Below are 18,352 nucleotides of genomic sequence, written 5' to 3'. Positions count from 1 at the left end.
TTTATCTGGCTTTCCCATAATTTATTTAGCAAACTCTATTTATTATTCATTGTTACGCAAAGCTCGAAGTAACAAAACTATTTTCCAGCCTCCGTGTAGCTGATTAGCAGGTAATTCTTGAACTACTCTAGAGAGGCGATTAGCACATACACTTGTAAAACGTGGCCAAGCAGAAACAATCCTTTCAAGTAAAATGTTTAAAGAATGGCTTGTTGTACGTGGATCGTTTGCCCTGACAGCAAGGCTCAGCGCACTTTCAAGAATATGGTTCGCAATCTCCTGACTTACTATTTCTTGCTGTTCTTGAAAATTGATTAGTCCAGCTATTTCAACTAATTGCTGCTCTAACTTATATCTAAGGTTTTCATCTCCACTATTTAGTGCATGAGCCGAGGCAACCCTCAAGGCATAAAATAAAGTAGATGGTTCTGCTCGGTAAATATCAACCATCTTAAGGTTGTTCAATAAGTTGCTAAGTTTTTCTGCTAAATCCTTGTAAATTGGTAAGTCTCCAACCAGAACAAGAATCAACTGCCATTTATCTCTAGAAACTGACGGATTTAAAAGTGCATCATCTATTGCATTTTCTACTATTGCTTTCAAGTCCTCAGAATAAATTTGTTTTCCTAACTCTTCACCCAAAATGTAACCAAAATATTCACTACGATTACCTCCTAAAAAAGATCCCAAGTTATCTTGAGCAAGGGTTGAGTAATCATTAATTAACTCTGGGGTAAGGTACTGCTGATCTTCAATAGTTATAACGGCAAATGCAATCATTTTTTCAGCTACTCTTACTGCTTTGAGAACCTCAGCATTATGCTCTGCTAAGATTGCTGCAAGTCCGTGAACAACCAGCGCCATTCTGTTCAGCCGTCTCGGGTGGAGAACGTCATTCCAGAATTCAGGATTACAATCAAAAAAATCGGCGTTAATTGCTCTCTGCTTAGAATAGTTCTCTAATTGTTGAGCAAATTCCTCTAATGGAATTGTGGGGTTATATAGTAGATTATATAGCTTGCTCGCCTGTGCCCAAATCATTGCTAGCCGCATTGAAGGCAACCACTTTTTAGTCTCGTGCCAATAACTAAACTCACCACTGAGGAGATTGAGGATTGTCTGAAATAACCGGAATTGAAGTTCACCGACATCGCCATAAAGTTCGTCAAGGATATGTTGAACTAAGGTAGTTGAGTCAGGAGAAAGCAGGCCTAAATCAATCAGATGTAGCTTGCATACTGAAGAATTTAATCGGGAGAAAAGTCTATTTAGCACAGCCAATCTCTCGCTTGATGGCAACTTTCTAAATTCCTCTCTTACCTGTACAGGAAGTTTAATGGGAAGGCAAGAAAGGCGTTCTATGCAAATTTCAAGTCCTTCAGCAGCTAACAAGGATTCTGCTGCTAGACTTTGTTTTTCAATAAAATTCAAGCTTTCTGCTGCATAGTGTTTGAGGTGAAAATGTCTGAGTAATCCCGCGCATGAAGGAGGAATTAAGTCATCAATTGTAATACTGTGATTCTGATGAAGCTTTTCCTCAAAAGATGAGTATAAAACTGCTGCAGAGTGCTCACGCCATTCATTTGCTTGGTCAACGCGCCTGCGGGAATCTGTAGTAGATACGATTTCACTGACAACGCTTTCAAAGGTTGCATTATCACAGTCAAACCAGAAACGATGAGATCGCAAGACTTGCTCACGTACATTAGGATCGTTTGATGTCAGCAGCATCACATCATCATGCAATGAGTAGATAGGTAAATCGGCTTGATTGATAAAATGAACTTGAATAGAAGAACCATCCTGAACAGCCCGAATTTTAAAAGTAACTTGCGGCTGTAAAGCTACAAGGTTTGCTTCTTCACCATTAACAGATGTGGCGATTGCAGGAAAAAAGTCTGATGCAGGAAATACAAGGGGAGTAGATAAATCTGGCAGCGTTAAGTTGATAGATTCAACTATTTGAATCTGCAAATAAGCCATCAACTCAGGATGGGTTTTCATTTCACCCTGTAAAATACTCGGAAGAGCCCAATAAAAATCTTCCCATATTAACCTTATGACTTGCAAGGATTCGTCCCCTTCTTGCTTCCACCCGTGAAGAATAATATCTTTAATTAATCGTGCTACAGCAGGAACTACTTCTGGATTTCCTCTAAAACGTTTTTCTGTAATCCGCTGTTCAAGCCAGTTAAAATATTGCTGACAACGACTGAGAGTCTTATGGTTATCATTATTTTCTATTCTCCACAAGTGAATACCTCGAAGGTACAGTTGGCAAATGTCAGTGCTAATTAGATCGAGTCCATCACTGTTTGAATCAACGTTGGGCCATAGATGGCGGACACCAAAAGTACCAGTATATAAATTGGCTAAAATCCAATCTGAATAGGCAACAGCAATCTCTTTGGAAAAATTGATATCTGCCCAAATATCGCTTATTGCACTTTCTGTTGCGGAAATGCACTCAATAACAAACCTTATTTCACCTTCAGGACTATTTGCTCCTTCAGGCATTGGAGGACGTTGAAGTCTGTGTGAATCCAGCAAACACGAAGCGACATAACGGCGGATAGTAGCGAGTTCTTCAGTTTCCAGAACTCTGCCATCTCTTACTCTAGCTTGCTTCAGATGATAAAGGATTTCTTTAGTCGTGATGGGAATATACCGAATATTACCTGCACGTAGCTGCAAAATTTTTTCGTAGTATTTCGTTTCACTTAGATCATCGCTAACCTGTAGCGCCTCTAAAATTTCCAGTACGCCGATAATTGGTGTTCTGCTATCTAGATGTGGATATTGGCTGAAGAAGCGATCGTCAATCCAGATCACGTCACCTGGTTGAGGTGTATAGGTGAAGAGGTGGTACGCTGTTAATTCATTTGCACTCGAACACTGCTGCAACTCAAGTTCTCTGTCAGAGCCAGCATTGGGCAGTACGATCACTTCGTATATTCCTCGCTCTAGTCCCGTTGAGACTCGCTCTCTAAGCTCTCCAAGCCATCTCAAAGACTTAGCCGAAGATTCGCTGTCATTAAGTGCCGCCTGTGCATCACAAACACACTGATGCGTCACAAATACTCGAAAATAGCCACATACTTGTGTTAGCAAATTTGAGCCAGCTAAGAGAAGAGCCAGTTCAGAGTTCAAGCATATCAAGTCATTCCGAGTCGGTAACTTTGGTGGTAAATCTGCCGATCTCTCATCTCCCAGATTATTCAGCGCCGTTTTATAGGCCCCATCAGATAAAACTCCCTGTTCTTTCAGCGCCTCGACTAGCGCACGACAATTGATTAACCTTTGTCGATATGTCTCGTCTAACACAACGGGTTGTATCACACCATTAGCATCAAGCCGTTCTAATGGCAAGAACTCAACCACGAACCCATTATCAACACAAGCTTTCTCTAGCAGAATGGCTGATTGCTTACCTAATTTTTCGATTAGTTCATCAGAATTTATGTTCAAAGACTGAGGAATTTCGTGTAATTTTCCAGATTGGTTCAGTTGCAAGATTTGGCGATAACTATCTACTTGAGAGGGCTGATGCGACACAAAGTGCTCGCCTTCTTGCAAAAGGGCAGCCGGTAGCATCGCTGAAATCCGAATTGGACTAAATCGCTGTTCCACTGCATCCAAAATTCCCAGGTGAGCAGCTAGCAATAAAGCTGATATGTCTAGATGCAAGCGCCACTGAGTGTTTGAGTTCGCTAACCCTTCTGGGAAGGGACGGGCACCATAACGCGCCAGCACTGCTGGCTGATAATGGGGATTAGGATTGTTCGCGTTCTCTCTAGGAAGGATGTGGAAAAAGTGAGTAAGCGCCAATTTTTGCTGGGCAATCAAGTGAATAGGAAGTTCTGCGTTATCGTATTTTTGATTGATTAAAGCTGCATTTTCTGCCCACTTCTGCTGTAGCTCCAGAAATTCCCTAATTCTCACTGCCTGAAACGGACCTTCTCCTTTGATAGCAAGGAGCTGTGCCTGACGCACAAAAGGCTCAATCTCCCGATCTAGTCCCAGGTTAGATCCCAGGCTAATGACTTCTCCTAAAACCTCCGTTTCAATCGGTGCGGTCACTGCCTTCTGCCATAGCTGATGTGCTAACTTAGGGTCTTCTGGCAGTAGACATCTAGCTGCCCAGAGCAAGGAAATTGGATGGACATCTTCTTGCTTTAATAGACGAGAAGCAGTCATCGCTAGTCCTCGCAAGTTTCCCTGATTTAGGTAAAGAGTCATCAAGGTTACAAGATTTTCGACTGTTTCGTGCGATCGCGCTAACTCCTCTGCATCAGCAACTGCCTCTGAGATCAACCCCAACTTTGCCTGACAATTGGCTCTCAAACGGCGCAAATAGGGAGGTAAATTACTACCTGGAAAAAAGTTTTGGTGATCGTTCAATAGCTGAAAGCATTGCTCGAAGCGACCCGCTTGTCCAGCACATTGTGCTGCTAGACTAAGGGCATCAGGTGTTGCCACCGAATTCACTAAATCATCTGCTCTATCCGCAACATAAGCCCAGTTTTGTAAACTAGCTTGGAGCTGGCAAGCTTTGGCTAAATATTGACCGTTACGGCTTTCCTGCCAGCATGTCTCTAGATACTCAGCAAATGCCTGCCAGTTACCGTTCACCCGAGCCTGTTCTCGCAGAATTGCCGCTTGAATGCTGCGACAAACAGCAGGGTTGCTAAACGTTTCGCTTTCTTGAAGCGCGATTTCCACCTCTCCATCTATCGCTAGGGTTTGTATATGCCAGAAGAGCCAGACATCTTGATGCCCAGTCTGCTCAAACGTTTCTTTTGTACGATGTAGAAGTTCTAAGGCAGGCTTGGGAGTCTCCAAGTAAAGGTATATTCCGAGCAAAGCAACAATGCGATCGAGATCATTACTTCCTTCCTGCACCAATGCTTCTAAGGCTTTTTGACTCGTAGATAAATCAATGTCGTAGTTGCGACCCGTTCTCCAAATAATTGCTTGTGGGTTAGTTGGATCTTCGGTAATTAGCACGGAACATAAATCGTGAGCCTCTGATTGACGCTCTGGATCGTTCGCTAAGCAAGCCAGATGCCATATTTGCCAATATTTCCGTTGTTTCTCCCCTCGCTCAGTTTGAGAGACAAGTTGCTTATACTCATTTGCTGCTTTGCGTAGGCGCTGCAAACTTTCGTCATCACGTTTAATGAGTGACCAATCAACAGGTTGAGGAAAGTCAATTAACTGTTTGGGAATGGCAGGTGAAAGTACACTAAAGTAATGAATAGTAGCCTCAGATGCTCTAATATTCTCCCAATTGGGTTTTTCATAACGAGCTTGTTGAATCTTTACCAAAGCACTGGCAATGTCTCCTTTGTTCAGAAGTGCCAATGCGTGTATGCGGTTAGTTTCAGCATCTGGTTCTAAACCTTGAGGCAAGGTTTGCAGCTTGGTAATAACCTCCTCTGTACGTCCTAGTTCTAATAACAAGCCCAGTTCGAGATTGAAAATATCAATACTGAACGGGCTGCTAATCAGTCTTAGGGCAGCTTCTGCACCTTGAGTGTAATAGCTAATCAAAGCTTGTAGGAGAGTATCATCTCCCTCTGGAAGAATGGCACGGGCTTGTTCTGCTAATTTTTTAGCTTTCTCAATATCATGTTCGACACTAAGGATATAGCTTGATAGGGATTGCAAAATCTGTGCTTGTAGGGGCTTATCGAAGACATCCCAGTTTGGGTCATCCCGCAGGACTTTGAGACAGGCAAATGCACGCTGCAAATATCCTTGCCGATATGATTCCCGGAATTCGTCTAGCTGTTTAGCTTTTTCCTTCGACAACTCAGAGGATAAATGTCCAATCTTGGAAATAAGAACACCAAACGCCAATTGTGTTTCTTGAGATTTTTCTGGGGATTGTGGGTATTGCTGTGGTACACGACCACAAATTTTTTCCACCCACTCCTGCGACTTTAGGTAGCGATAAACAATTTCAGGATGAGGACCTAATTTGTTGCGTAATATACTTGCTGACCAAACTTCATATTGAATGCCATCGTTCACGAAACGTTGCTTTTGTGCCAGAATTTCTTGTTGTTGTTTCGTTTCAGTTAACTCACAGCTAACCAATAAGATGAAGCGCTTAACCTTATGAGAGCGCCAGTAGTCAATATGTTTCAGAAACTCATCAGACGCTTCCTTGATTTTGGGAGGTGGAAACTTTTCATAACACTTGCACTGAACTACTTCAATGTGAATACCATCATCACAATGAGCCAAAAGGTCAATCCCCTGCTGTTTTTGTCCTCGTGTACCATAGACGTTGCAAGTAGCTATTCCCGGTTCTTCCGAGAACACATCACAGGACATATCTTGGAAGTCGTACTCTCCCAATTCATAAAATGCGGGGGGGAAGTTGGGGTTAACTCTAGAAGATACCATCAATATTCAGAGATTCTGTGTATTTAACTGTAGAGTTCCTACTGGCTGAGGACTCTGCAACCGCCATGAGTCTTAGTGGACTCAGCATTGCCGTAGATTGGGTAGAGGGATAGCCAAATCAACACCGAAGGATTCAATTTTTCCTTGCTTTCTTCGACTTGTTACTCGTATCTTCACCGAAATCAATCGGTTGATCCAGATTGGAACTAGCAAGCTCGGACAAGATAAGCTTAACGAATTTACGTCGTTTTAGCCATGCATATTGACCTGTCTTGTAAATGATGTCATTTTAGTAAGTTATATCTCGTTGGCCAGATGTTCATCGACGCAAGGTATAATTTCTTGCCCTTCTTTGTGGGTGGTGTGTAATTTCTTGACAAAAGAACCCCTTCAATAATAACAGGCTACTCAACTGCGATCATCACTTAATGATACCAAATAACGCAGTTAATCGTTTTTAGGCGATCGCATGAACAAGCTATGGTCAATAAACCTGTCAATAAGCTGTAATTTTTGCCCTTGCTCTTATGGCACAATCATCTTTATAGAACTCATTTGACATCTTTTACGGTCTTGTGGTAACGTGACCGTAAAAGCATTATCCAGTAGCAGCCATGCCTTATTATACAATACTCCGGACAGTTTTTAAGCAGCGAGAGTACCATAGGATAGGACTGACGGAAGGTTAGGGTGATTTAAAATTAAATTCGGGTCTAAATCTAACTTATCAATAAAGGTGTAAAGTATATGCCTATTGAATTCAAGGCGTTTATAAGAAGCCATCGAAAACACGAATGTATCGGGAGATGAATGACGATTATAAGCTTCATATTTGGCTAAATTTAAAGCAATCAAACTGGCATTAAAATGAAAATTAAGGCGTTGACCACTACGAGATTGACAATCGGACAAACCTGTAAATTGTTTGGCATCACGAAAAATAAATTCAATTTGGAAACGAGCCTGATCATACTCAAGTATTTGCTCACTTGTTAAATCTAGAGCAGTGCTAAATAATAAAATATTTTTGATTTTACCGTTAGGTTGAACTTCTTTAAGGCAAGCTAAACGTATTTGACATTTTAAACAAACACTCCATACTACTAACGAATAAAGCTTGACCCCGGGCTTAATTTCTTTAACAAAAGTTAAGTTTTTCAATTTGTTACAGTCTACTTTTTCATCATATTTGCGAGGAGCACCTATTTTGTTTTTTTCACCTGTATAGATGTAATTCAAGTTGGCGTCAGACCGTAATTTACTAATCAAATGTAAATTTGAATCCCGTACAGCATCCCAGAACTTGGCGCGACAATAATAACCGTCAGCTACCAAATAACGTACAGATTCTGGCAATATAAAACGAGTTTCTTTTAAATGCTTAGCATAGTCGTCAACTCTTGTTAATTCAGGCGTTGAGGTTTTGACGGTCTCTTTTTTTCTCTGTTTTTTTGACGTTTTTTTCCCTTTAGGAGTTAGAGGATTTTTGGGTAGTTCTGTGGGAGGACGCCAGGGTGTTTGTTGTACACTCACACTATAAGATAAATGAGTTTCAACTTCGATCAGAGAAATGACGGAAATTTCTAATCCCTCTTCAGGTCTACCAGCTACACCATTATAAAATGTAGCTTTACCTTCAGTTTTTTTGCCACTTTTTTTAAGAAATGAACAATCGATTGCAGCAATAATTGTTTGCTCAGAATTCAATGCTTTCTTGATAAAGCATTGATGGAATTCACTAAAATTAAATTTTTTCAAAAAATGACGACGATAAGTTTTTTCACTCAATGAACTATAACGGCTCAGATTGGTAAAATTAACTTTGCCATAAACAAGTAATATGGTGGAAAATAAAATTACAATAAATTTTTTTTGGAATTGACTAATCCCTGACATTTGTTGTAAGATAGATTCTAGAATATTCATAAGGCATTTTTTTAAGTTCGTGTGTTTTTTGAGCTTAACGTAAAAAGTGCCTTTTTTTTATTTTCGGTTAAAATTTCAGGGAATTTTTGGCTCTGCTCGCGGAGCGCCCCTGTTCCAAAACTGTCCGAAGTATTGATTATAGCAGTCTAACGGATTCAGGAGGGGAAACAATTGAACCAATACTACATGAGATATTGCCCAAAAAGAACCGAACTAGACCATATAACTGGACAAAAAGAGTAATCTTAGATGGCATCTTCTATCAACTAAAAAATGGCTGCAATTGGTAAGAGTTACCGAAAGAATTGCCCCCCTATTCTACTGTATATTGGCATTACAAGCAGTGGCAATCACAGGGAGTAATAGAAGAGCTGATGATGGTATTACATGAGCAAGTGCGCGAGCAGGTAAAAAAAAAAGCCAAATGGACTACATTGATGATGATAGACTCACCAGCCGTAAAAAATACTTGTAATGCTAGCATTGAGTCAAAAGGCTTTTGCTTCTACAAATTTACAAATGGTATTAAAAGACACCTAGCCGTTGATACATTTGGGTTTCCATTCTTTACTCACTGCACAAAAGCTAGTGTATCATATGATGCTGGGAGAGATGGAAAGGTTGACTTTAAATATCGATTATTTTAAGTCCAAACCTCTAAATATTACGAAAACTACACTCTTACTAGACAATGGCTCTCATCCCAAACATCTCACAAAAGAGTTAGAAAAAAAATATCCAGAAATTATGACAAAAATCAAGTTTGAACTTTCAAAAAAGCCATGAAAAGCTAAAAAAAAACTCAAGAGAAATCAGGATTTGTCCCAGTTAAAGCAAGGTGGGTCATTGAACAGTCAAATGCTTGGATGGAAAAATGTAAAATTTTGGTGAAGAACTTTGAGAGAAGTTTGACAGCAGCGACTGCCAAGCTCAACCTTTGTTTTATTAGGCTGCTGATTAGAAGGCTTGCACCCTCTTCTTAGATGTCAAAGCGACTGCCAAGCTCAACCTTTGTTTTATTAGGCTGCTGATTAGAAGGCTTGCACCCTCTTCTTAGATGTCAAATGGGTTCTATAAAGAGCTGTCAAGCTGATGGCGGGGCTTTAAGCCTCCGCAATGCTTGGTCCAATTTGTTCGGTAACTCCAACTCAAGCAGTTATGTCTCAAGAGTTAGACACCAGTCGCTACAAAACTCCAGTTTCAGCCCCAGCACGGTGGCAAGCAACAGATAAACTGCTAAAACGCTACTCCAGTAGAATGATTCTCAACGAAAAAAAGTTGTTTCAGCGTTCGGCACTCGACGAAAAACAGGCTGCGAACCTAATACTGCAAGTTCTGCCGGACTGATACTCTAGCGGCTCGATCGGAATATTGCGTCCCCAACTCAGAGCTAATTGCATAATTGTCGGCTGGTGATGCCGATAGATAAGTAGTACACTTTCACAGTTCTTTCACAGCCTGTATGCTGAAATCGATCGCACCGTTCCTCAACTGCCACTCAGCAATATCTCAGACCCGTACTGGCGAACAGCCTGCGATGGCGTAGCTGCCTAGGTTGAGGCATCGCCCCGAACAAGGCGAGTCAAGTTTCAAATAAAAAATCCCGCATCAATTTTTCTTTTATTGTTATTGGAGAATCGGCTAAGATGCCCAACCCTTTTAACCAGGAAAGTATTCCCAGACTGCCCGAACATGGAGATAACGCCGAGAATTTTTTTACCTATCTCATGTTGGCAACCCGCAATAATCGCCCTGTCCTTAAGTGGCAAAATTATCCTGAAGTGAAACGCAACTTTGAGTTATATAAAGAACGAAATCGGACGCTTTCACAGTTGTGCGACCAGCCCGATGGAATTCAAAGTATCGCCGAATTTTGGAGGCAGATAGCGATTGACGCTCCTTCATCGATCGCCCTAGAATGGGAACCAAAAAATAGAAAAACGCTAGCTTTAAAACACTTAGCTAGTTACTTTGAAAAAAGCTGCTACCACGCAGCTAGAGAAGTACGGTTACAGTCAAGCACACTCCCGTGGGAGGAGTATCTCTGCTACGCTCGCATTTTTATTTACAATTCCGACAATCTTTTGAGGCTGTTAAGGTCTTATAATATTTCAGAACGAGCTTCTTTAGATACTTACATTCAGCAAAGTTTGATAAAGGTTATCAAAGCGGAATCAGATATCGGTAAGTTTTCTCCCTGGCGGCTGCTAGACAACAAAAGTGATAAAGAGCTTTATGAATCTCTCCAAAAATACGATTATCGAGAACCTAACATTTCTCAATTTATATTTGCACGCAAATACTTTAAACAAGTTTATCGCTTTAACAAGGTTAATAATCCCGCCATTCGCCAAAGAGGGCAAAAATGGCCGGATGCGGACAGCGAAGACTTTCAGGCAGCGGCGGAGTGTTACAATGCAGAAAAGTCCTTGCCTTCAGCGCCACATGAAGTCTTGGCAGGTGCAAACATTAGTGGAAAGCAAATGCAAGCTTGGATGAAAATCTGCATTACTGCGTTACAAAATTACCCCAAATTCATCAATCTTCCATTATCCTTAGAAGTGCTTCAAAAGCAAGGTCGTGAAGGATTGTTGGATGAGTCAAAGCTAGAAAACCTAAAGAGCGACGAACTGGAGGATTCGGATACAAAAGCAAGAGCAGCGTTTAACAGAACTAACTCTGCTTTTCACAAACAGTTAGAAAGCTTTAAACCAGAGCAGCACGCAATTCTCTTACTTTATTACGGTGCAGGTTTAAAGCAAAACACGCTAGAAAATCTATTAGGAATAGACCAAACATCTATTTCTAGAAAAATCCGCAAGATGAAAATTAACTTGTTAGAAACTTTAGGAAACTTGTCCAAACCCGATCGATGGGTTGCTAAATATGTAGTTGGGTGGGTGCAGAAAAATTTCCGCGCGCCCCTGCGATCAGATTTAATTCAAGCGGCTTTAGTTCAAGCAACCAAAGAACTTGACTCTAAAGAGCAAGAAGTTTTGCGCCTTCGGTACGGTCAGCAAATAGCGGAAGAGAACATTGCCCGTCAGCTTGACATGAATTTGTTAGAGGTAGCTGACACGATCTCTCAAGCTCAGCATAAATTACAGGCAAAATTGATAAAGAATCTGAATAATTGGGAGAAGAAGTATGTAGAAGAGTGGCTGGCGAAGTTTTATCAAGCTCAAATTTTAGCTGCTTGTGGAACTCTGAATATATCTCTAGATGGCGAAGATGCTTCTCAAATCATTGATTCGATCGTTCAACAATGCTTGCAAACTTTAACTGCATCTAAAAAAGGAGAATAAAAAAATGTTTGAATTCAACAAATCGCAGCTTTTTAACTTTCATAATTCCTACCGTTTGCGCTTGACAATTGATGAAGCATATCGAGAAAATGTGTGGGATCAGGCTCAGCAACATTCTAATCCGATTTCTCGCTACAATGCTTATCTTAATGGCGTTTGTTTAAAAACATTCTCGAACTGGTTGTCAGAATGGCTGGCAGAAGAAAGACTTCCTCAACCTTCAGTTTTGCACGGTCAAGATATTGCTAGTATTTGGGAAGTGGTGAATGGAACCGCCTTTCAAATTGGCGAAATAGGGTTGGTGTTAATTCCCAGTGATGGTGGAGAGTTAGAAGAGTTTTGCGTGCCACAGGAGTGGGTGGATATTCCGAACTGGAGTGCTGACTATTATCTCCCCGTGCAAGTGAATTTGGATGGAGATGATGGTGAGTGTTGGATCGAGTTGTGCGGGTTTGCGACGCACCGCCAACTGAAGAATGAAGGTAGGTATAATGCGGGCGATCGCACTTATTCTATAGCGATCGAGGAGCTAACAGAATCGCTTACCGTGATGCAAATTACTCTCGGGTTAAACTTGCAGCAAGAACTACCACCACTGCCAAGCTTATCTGAATCAGAGGCCGCAAATTTGTTACAGATTTTGGGCGATTCAGCAGTATATTCTCCCCGGCTGAAAGTTGCGTTTGAGCAGTGGGCTGCATTTTTTGTAAATGATGAATGCAGGCAAAAGTTGTACGATAGGCGTTTGGAAATTTTGGAGAAAAAGAAGGTAGCTGGCGGATTAATTGCCTCCAGTCCAACTAAAGAAAGTTTAGTTCAGCGGGTCAATAATTATTGGAAAACTGGCTGGCAGACAGTGGAGGAACTCAGAGAAAAATTAGGAATTTTAGATCCGAAATTTGTTTATACTCTAGAAGGAAATCAGCGGTACCGGGACGGTTATTCCAGCACGCAGAATAAAATTCCCTCACTGATTGAACTGTTGCAGGACAAGCGAAATAAAGGGAATCAATGGCGGGCTGCTGAATTATTAGGCCGCGTCGAACCGGGAAATGTAGAGGCGATCGCAGCGCTGGCTGACTTGCTGCAAACAACCCAAGATGATGACACTTTGCGCCACCAAGCTGCCGTGAGTTTGGGAAAAATTGACCCGAAAAATTCCGCTGCCGGCGTGAGAATTGGTAAGATTATTAATCTGGAAATGCAGCTCGATATCGAGCGCGTCGTGCTGGTAGTGACGCTGTTGCCGGAAGGTAGTGATGAAACGAACGTTCATTTGCGAGTATGCCCCGCGCGATCGCAAACTTTGCCACCACATCTCGAAGTTGTTGTTTTGGATGAAGAAGGCGAAATTTTTTGGGAAGAACGTGCGGATAGAGCTAGTGATAGCCTTCAATATGAATTTAGGGCCGAGCTCGGCGATTATTTCCAGGTGAAGGTTGCTTTGCAGGGAGTTAGCGTTACGGAAGATTTTACTATTTAATTCGATCGGTATTGGAAGGTCAAAAGCTATGAGCAAGCTTGTAATCTTGGAAATAAGGGATGCTAACAGCGATTGGCGCTATCCTGTTACCTTGAGAATTGGCGATAGCATTCACTCGGCTACCTCCGGGCGGTTGCCGCCAGCTAAAGATGTTTTGAAAGCTTGTGAGGATTTGCGATCGGAGCGGGCCGCACGCGGTTTTGGTGCTTCTCGCAAGCTAAAACATATTAAAAAGGGGCAAATTACAAAAACTTCGGTTCGAGACTTAGCGATCCAAGTGAAAAATGGTGTTAATACTTGGCTGAATTCTGGGGACGCTGATTTTCAATCTGTCAGGGATAACTTGTTACAAGTATTGAGCGCCGAGCAAGGAAATGTCAGGTTGATGGTTCAAACCGATGATGTTTCTTTCTGGGGTTTTCCTTGGCATCTGTGGGATCTGCTCGATCGATTTAAAATTGAGCCTGTTTTTAGCAAGTTAACCAATACAATTTGTAATTACCCGCAAACTTCCTCTAAAAATAAGGTAAGAATCCTGGTAATTTTGGGAGAACATACAGACATCAACATTCAGGCTGATTTGGAAATTTTGAAACAGTTAATCGAACCGTATGCCGAAATTACACCTTTAATAGCTACTCGCAGCAGCCAGCTCAACGAAAAGTTATGGGAGCGCAACTGGGACATTTTATTTTTTGCAGGTCATAGTTCTAGCAATCCAGATTACAGCCAGGGCGAGATTGCTCTCACTGAAAGTGAAAGTATCACAATTGAAGATTTAAAGTATGGTTTAGAAAATGCGATTAAGCACGGGTTAAAATTAGCAATTTTCAATTCTTGTGATGGCATGGGATTAGTGCAAGAACTAGCTTCGCTACAAATTCCCGCAGTAATTGCCATGCGAGAGCGAGTGCCAGATGAAGTTGCTCAGAAATTTTTAGAGTATTTCCTGGAAACATTTGCTATAGAAAAGAAGAGTTTGCGCGACTCGGTTCGGAAAGCGCGGGAAAGGCTGCACGGGATGGAGGGTGATTATCCATGTGCTAGTTGGCTGCCGATGATTTATGAAAATCCGGCTGTTGAGCCTCCTACTTGGATTGAGTTGCTCGAAGGAAATGAGGAAGAGCGGAAACGTGTATCGATTTGGCGCAACCTCCGGACTTTGTTGGTAGCTAGCGTATTAGTCACAGGTGCTGTCATGGGAGTGCGAACGCTGGGATTGTTAGAACCTTTAGAAACAAAAGCTTTCGATCGACTCGCACAGATAATGCCAGATAAAGGGCTAGATTCTCGCTTATTAATTGTTGAAGTTACCGCCGATGATTTTAAGCAATTGAATAATGAATATCCCTTACAGGATAAAACAATAGTTCGGGCTTTAGAAAAATTAAATAAGCATCAACCACGAACTATAGGCCTTGAGATATATAGAGATATCCCGCAAGGGCAAGGGCGTACTGACTTAATTAAACACTTACAGCAGCAGGAGCGTGTAATTCCTATATGTGTGTTTCCTTGGAATAACAATCCTGAAGGGGTGGCACCGCCTCCCGGTCTGCCCGACGGTCGCCCTGGATTTGGGGATATTGTAGAAGATGCCGATCGCACGATCCGGCGACATTTATTGTCTATGAAACCATTCCCGTCTTCTCAGTGCAAAACCTCATCTTCACTTAGTTTTAAGTTAGCTTTACATTATTTGCAAAACAACCAAAATAGTACCCAGAATCAAACTTCCCGACTTCCAGTAGAGTTTCAAGAAAATTATTGGAAAATCGGAGATGCCAAATTCAAAAATTTAGAAAAAAATCCAGGGGTTTATCAAAAAGAAAAACTGGGGGGGTTTCAAATAATTTTGAATTATCGATCGCGCCAGTCACTTACTGACATTGCTGAGCGAGTAACGCTTATGCAAATTCTCAACGATCGGGTTAACCCATCTTATATCAGGGATAAAATCGTTTTAATGGGTGTTACAGATCCAACTAGGGGCAGCACAAATTACAACACACCTTACAACCAAGAAATTCCTAGCTTAATGTTTTTAGCCCAGAGGGTGAGTCAAATTATTACTGCTGTTGAGGATCGCATACCTCTCATGTGGTTTTTACCTCAGTGGGGCGATACTCTCTTAATTTTACTCTGGTCTGTGGCAGGGGGTTTTTGTGCTATCCGCCTCCAATCGCGACTGCATTTAGGATTAGCTCAAGCAGCGTTACTGGGTCTTTTATATGGTAGCTGTGGGTTCTGTTTGCTGACGGTAGGATGCGTACTACCCCTTGTACCATCAGGATTTGCTTTGTTAGCTGCCAGCGGATGTCTAATAGTCTACAATGCTTCTAGTAAGGACACATAGCAGCTTCTACAGCATACCTATATGAAGACTCAGCTCACCTGCGCCTGGACGCTGGGGGTGATTAACGCGACAAACTGCTTAGTTTTGGGACAGGTGCAGCTTAGTTTAAACAATCTCGTAGTTTCTCAACCCCAAAAACCACAACAAACGACCCAACAACCACCTGTGGATAGTAGACCTCCCGATCGAAAACCCACAGGTAGTCGCGGGCCTTGTGAAGAGACAGCAGGCGTACCTTTTACTCCTTTGTTACCCCCTCGCAGTTCAGATTTTTTAGTTTCGACAATTACCAATCATCCGACTTTCTGGTTTTATGTTCCCTACACCAGTCAAAGCGTCAGTTATGGAACTTTTTCTTTAGAAGACGCAGCAGGAAATCGACTATACAAAATGGATTTTAAGCTACCTGAAATCCCCGGCATTGTAAGTGTTAACCTTCCAAACGAGCGAAAATTTTTAGAAGTTAATCAGACCTATCGGTGGCACTTCCGACTTTACTGTTCATCTCAAACCTCGTCAGCATCGAATTCGGTTTTTCGTACAGGTTTAGTGAAACCGATCGATCGAGGAAATCTTGAGGCTCAATTGCAGGCTGCGACGATAGAAAATCGTGCTGCAATCTATATTAATAACCAGCTTTGGCATGATATGCCCGATCTAGCGCAGATTCGCAGTCGCCCTAATGACTGGATTAACATTTTGAAAGCTATGGACTTGGAAGAGTTGAAGGAAAAAAAGATAGCAGGCTCGGTGCTGCCTCGCTAAAAATTTATAGATAGTCTTCATCCTAACTGGAGTTTAGACTAAACAGACCCGATTGAGGGCGATCGTCACTTCACTCAAGAACGGCAACGGTCGCTGGCGACTAACTATGAGGCTCAACCATCAGATTCAGTACCAGCGACCGTTGACGTTCTCTTTAAGTAGCTCCCGGTGCTGAGTTCTTCCTGGCGCTAGCGATCGAAAATTAACGCACGCTTAAGTGTGAAGATATCGCTATAGTTGAGTGAAATTTCACGCCCGCGATCGTCCACAATCAACAGACTCCAGTTAAAACTAAAAAGAACGGTACGATCGCCCTAGAACTGCATAGCGAGATCGCTTGCAGAGGGTGCTAGTCGCTCGGATGCAGGCGCAACAAAAATACCGGGTCAACTCATGTTTGAATTGACCCGGATGGCGGAAGATGGGAAAGTATCACCAACCCCGATCGACCGCTATGAATGTTGTCACTCAATTACAACAGTTTCGTCAAGCCATTTACAAGAATCTATGCACAGCCCAAGATGCTACCTTTGAATTAATGGATGCACTCTTGCTCACCAGAAAAGCTCAAAGTTTAGCTGATTTATCGTCCAGATTGCGTCTTTCGCCGCCAGTGGTCGAGCGTCTATGAGGCACTACAAGATACCCGGCCTGCGAGGGAACAATTAATGAAACTGTACATCGCACAAATTAAGCCGTCAGAACCGATTGTCTTAGCAGGCGACCATACAAGGAAAGTCCAGACCTGATGCCAAAACCCTTCAAGAACGCACTTATGAACATTCACCTTCACAATTAGGATCTCGTCCGATAACTGTAGGGTATGGCTACAGCACATTGGCATGGATACCAGAAGAACAAGGCAGTTGGGCTGTAAGGATTCAGGTCTAAAAACTTGCGGCTCCAACGCTTGTATGGCAAGGGTTTTAGGACAAAATAAGGGTTTTTGTCTTTCGTGGTTGATTGTCAATAAAGGACGAAAAACTGTCATTTTTTGTCCTTTATTGAGAATAGAGATTTATTTAGCATCAAGCTCCAGATCTAAAGTCTTTGCCCAGCAAGGAGTTCAGTGACCTGAATCCTTACGTTGGGCTGTACCATTTTTGCACGAACGAATTACCAGTTGGGACAGTCCAATCTCGATGGCAGCTCAACAATTATCGAGGGTAAGTTCTCAGTTACCATCAAGAGCAATATCTTTGTGGGATAGCGAATACGGCTGTGCGCCGTTCCTCAATCAAACCGCATCCGTTGCTGTAGATAAACTGATGCGCCTGCGTTCAAATTTATGTTTGTGGGGCGCACCTGGCGTCTATGAGGGTCGAGGCAGACCCAGACTTCACGGCGATAAATTCAAACTTAACGCTCCCACAACTTGGAGTTCTCCTGCACAACAAGTTGAGATTGATGACCCCGAGCTTGGTCAATTGCGAGTGCGGGTTTGGCACAATTACCATTTTCGTTTATCCCCATCTCATTCGATGTCTGTTGTGCTGGTAGAAAGACTGACAACCGACGGTTGTACCACGACCTCGAAGCCAATGTGGCTAGCATTTGCGGGATTAAAAATGCCTCCACCCGATCGAGTTTGGCGGCTCTATTTACGAAGATTTGCGATTGACCATTGGTATCGTTTTGCCAAAAATCGTCTTCATTGGACTGTTCCTCGGTTAAGTACACCCGTTCAATGCGATCGGTGGAGTGATTTAATGCCCATTGTCACTTGGCAATTATGGTTGACCCGTCAGCTTGTGGCACAACGCCCATTGCCTTGGCAGAAAGCTCAAACCAAACTAACCCCTGGACGGGTGGCTCAATCTTTCGGGAGTATTTTAGCGGTGTTAGGTACACCGGCTCAACCTCCCAAACTTCGAGGTAAATCTCCTGGTTGGCAAGCGGGGACGTAAACGACGACCCAGAATTCGATATCCCACAGTCAAAAAAGGGTTTGCTCGACCGAGAAAACCCAACAAAAAGTCTCTTTAATCTGAAATTCTCGATCGGTCATTTTTAACGGGACTTAAACCAATACTTCGGACAGTTTTTAAAGAGGGATACGATCGCAATAAAACAGAGAAGTGAAAAAGTGAGTGAAATCTGAGC

The 18,352-nt window shown here is 42.3% G+C and carries 9 protein-coding genes; 7 read left to right on the top strand and 2 right to left on the bottom strand.

Annotated features, from left to right (window positions below; all coding sequences use genetic code 11):
- Nucleotides 1-42: 42 nt before the first annotated feature.
- Entirely contained in the window at nt 43-6,414 is a 6,372-nt protein-coding gene (locus QUA77_RS10615; protein ID WP_333450081.1) for an HTH domain-containing protein, read from the bottom strand.
- Nucleotides 6,415-7,059: 645 nt separating this feature from the next.
- Nucleotides 7,060-8,340, bottom strand: coding sequence for a transposase (locus QUA77_RS10610; RefSeq protein ID WP_333450080.1), 1,281 nt, complete (start codon nt 8,338-8,340; stop codon nt 7,060-7,062).
- Nucleotides 8,341-9,498: 1,158 nt separating this feature from the next.
- On the opposite strand from QUA77_RS10610, the gene QUA77_RS10605 reads away from it, so the two are divergent.
- The 7 genes from QUA77_RS10605 to QUA77_RS10575 all read left to right on the top strand — a co-directional run bounded on the left by QUA77_RS10605 (nt 9,499) and on the right by QUA77_RS10575 (nt 18,156).
- Nucleotides 9,499-9,687 (top strand): hypothetical protein, encoded by a 189-nt coding sequence (locus QUA77_RS10605; RefSeq protein WP_333450079.1) that lies wholly within the window; start codon nt 9,499-9,501, stop codon nt 9,685-9,687.
- A gap of 299 nt (nt 9,688-9,986) precedes the next feature.
- Nucleotides 9,987-11,645 (top strand): hypothetical protein, encoded by a 1,659-nt coding sequence (locus QUA77_RS10600; protein WP_333450078.1) that lies wholly within the window; start codon nt 9,987-9,989, stop codon nt 11,643-11,645.
- A gap of 4 nt (nt 11,646-11,649) precedes the next feature.
- Nucleotides 11,650-13,128 (top strand): DUF1822 family protein, encoded by a 1,479-nt coding sequence (locus QUA77_RS10595; protein WP_333450077.1) that lies wholly within the window; start codon nt 11,650-11,652, stop codon nt 13,126-13,128.
- A gap of 28 nt (nt 13,129-13,156) precedes the next feature.
- Nucleotides 13,157-15,484 (top strand): CHASE2 domain-containing protein, encoded by a 2,328-nt coding sequence (locus QUA77_RS10590; protein ID WP_333450076.1) that lies wholly within the window; start codon nt 13,157-13,159, stop codon nt 15,482-15,484.
- 21 nt (nt 15,485-15,505) lie between these two features.
- Nucleotides 15,506-16,249 (top strand): DUF928 domain-containing protein, encoded by a 744-nt coding sequence (locus tag QUA77_RS10585; protein WP_333450075.1) that lies wholly within the window; start codon nt 15,506-15,508, stop codon nt 16,247-16,249.
- A gap of 454 nt (nt 16,250-16,703) precedes the next feature.
- Nucleotides 16,704-16,880, top strand: a complete 177-nt coding sequence (locus tag QUA77_RS10580; RefSeq protein ID WP_333450074.1) for a hypothetical protein — start codon at nt 16,704-16,706, stop codon at nt 16,878-16,880.
- Nucleotides 16,881-17,391: 511 nt separating this feature from the next.
- A complete protein-coding gene (locus QUA77_RS10575) occupies nt 17,392-18,156 on the top strand; it encodes a transposase (RefSeq protein WP_333450073.1) in 765 nt (254 codons plus the stop codon).
- Nucleotides 18,157-18,352 lie beyond the last annotated feature (196 nt).

It is taken from the genome of Microcoleus sp. K5-D4, assembly GCF_036704575.1.
Classification (GTDB): Bacteria; Cyanobacteriota; Cyanobacteriia; order Cyanobacteriales; family Microcoleaceae; genus Microcoleus.
The sequence above is the reverse complement of the archived record's forward strand: the minus strand, read 5'-3'. Positions and strand labels throughout refer to the sequence as shown.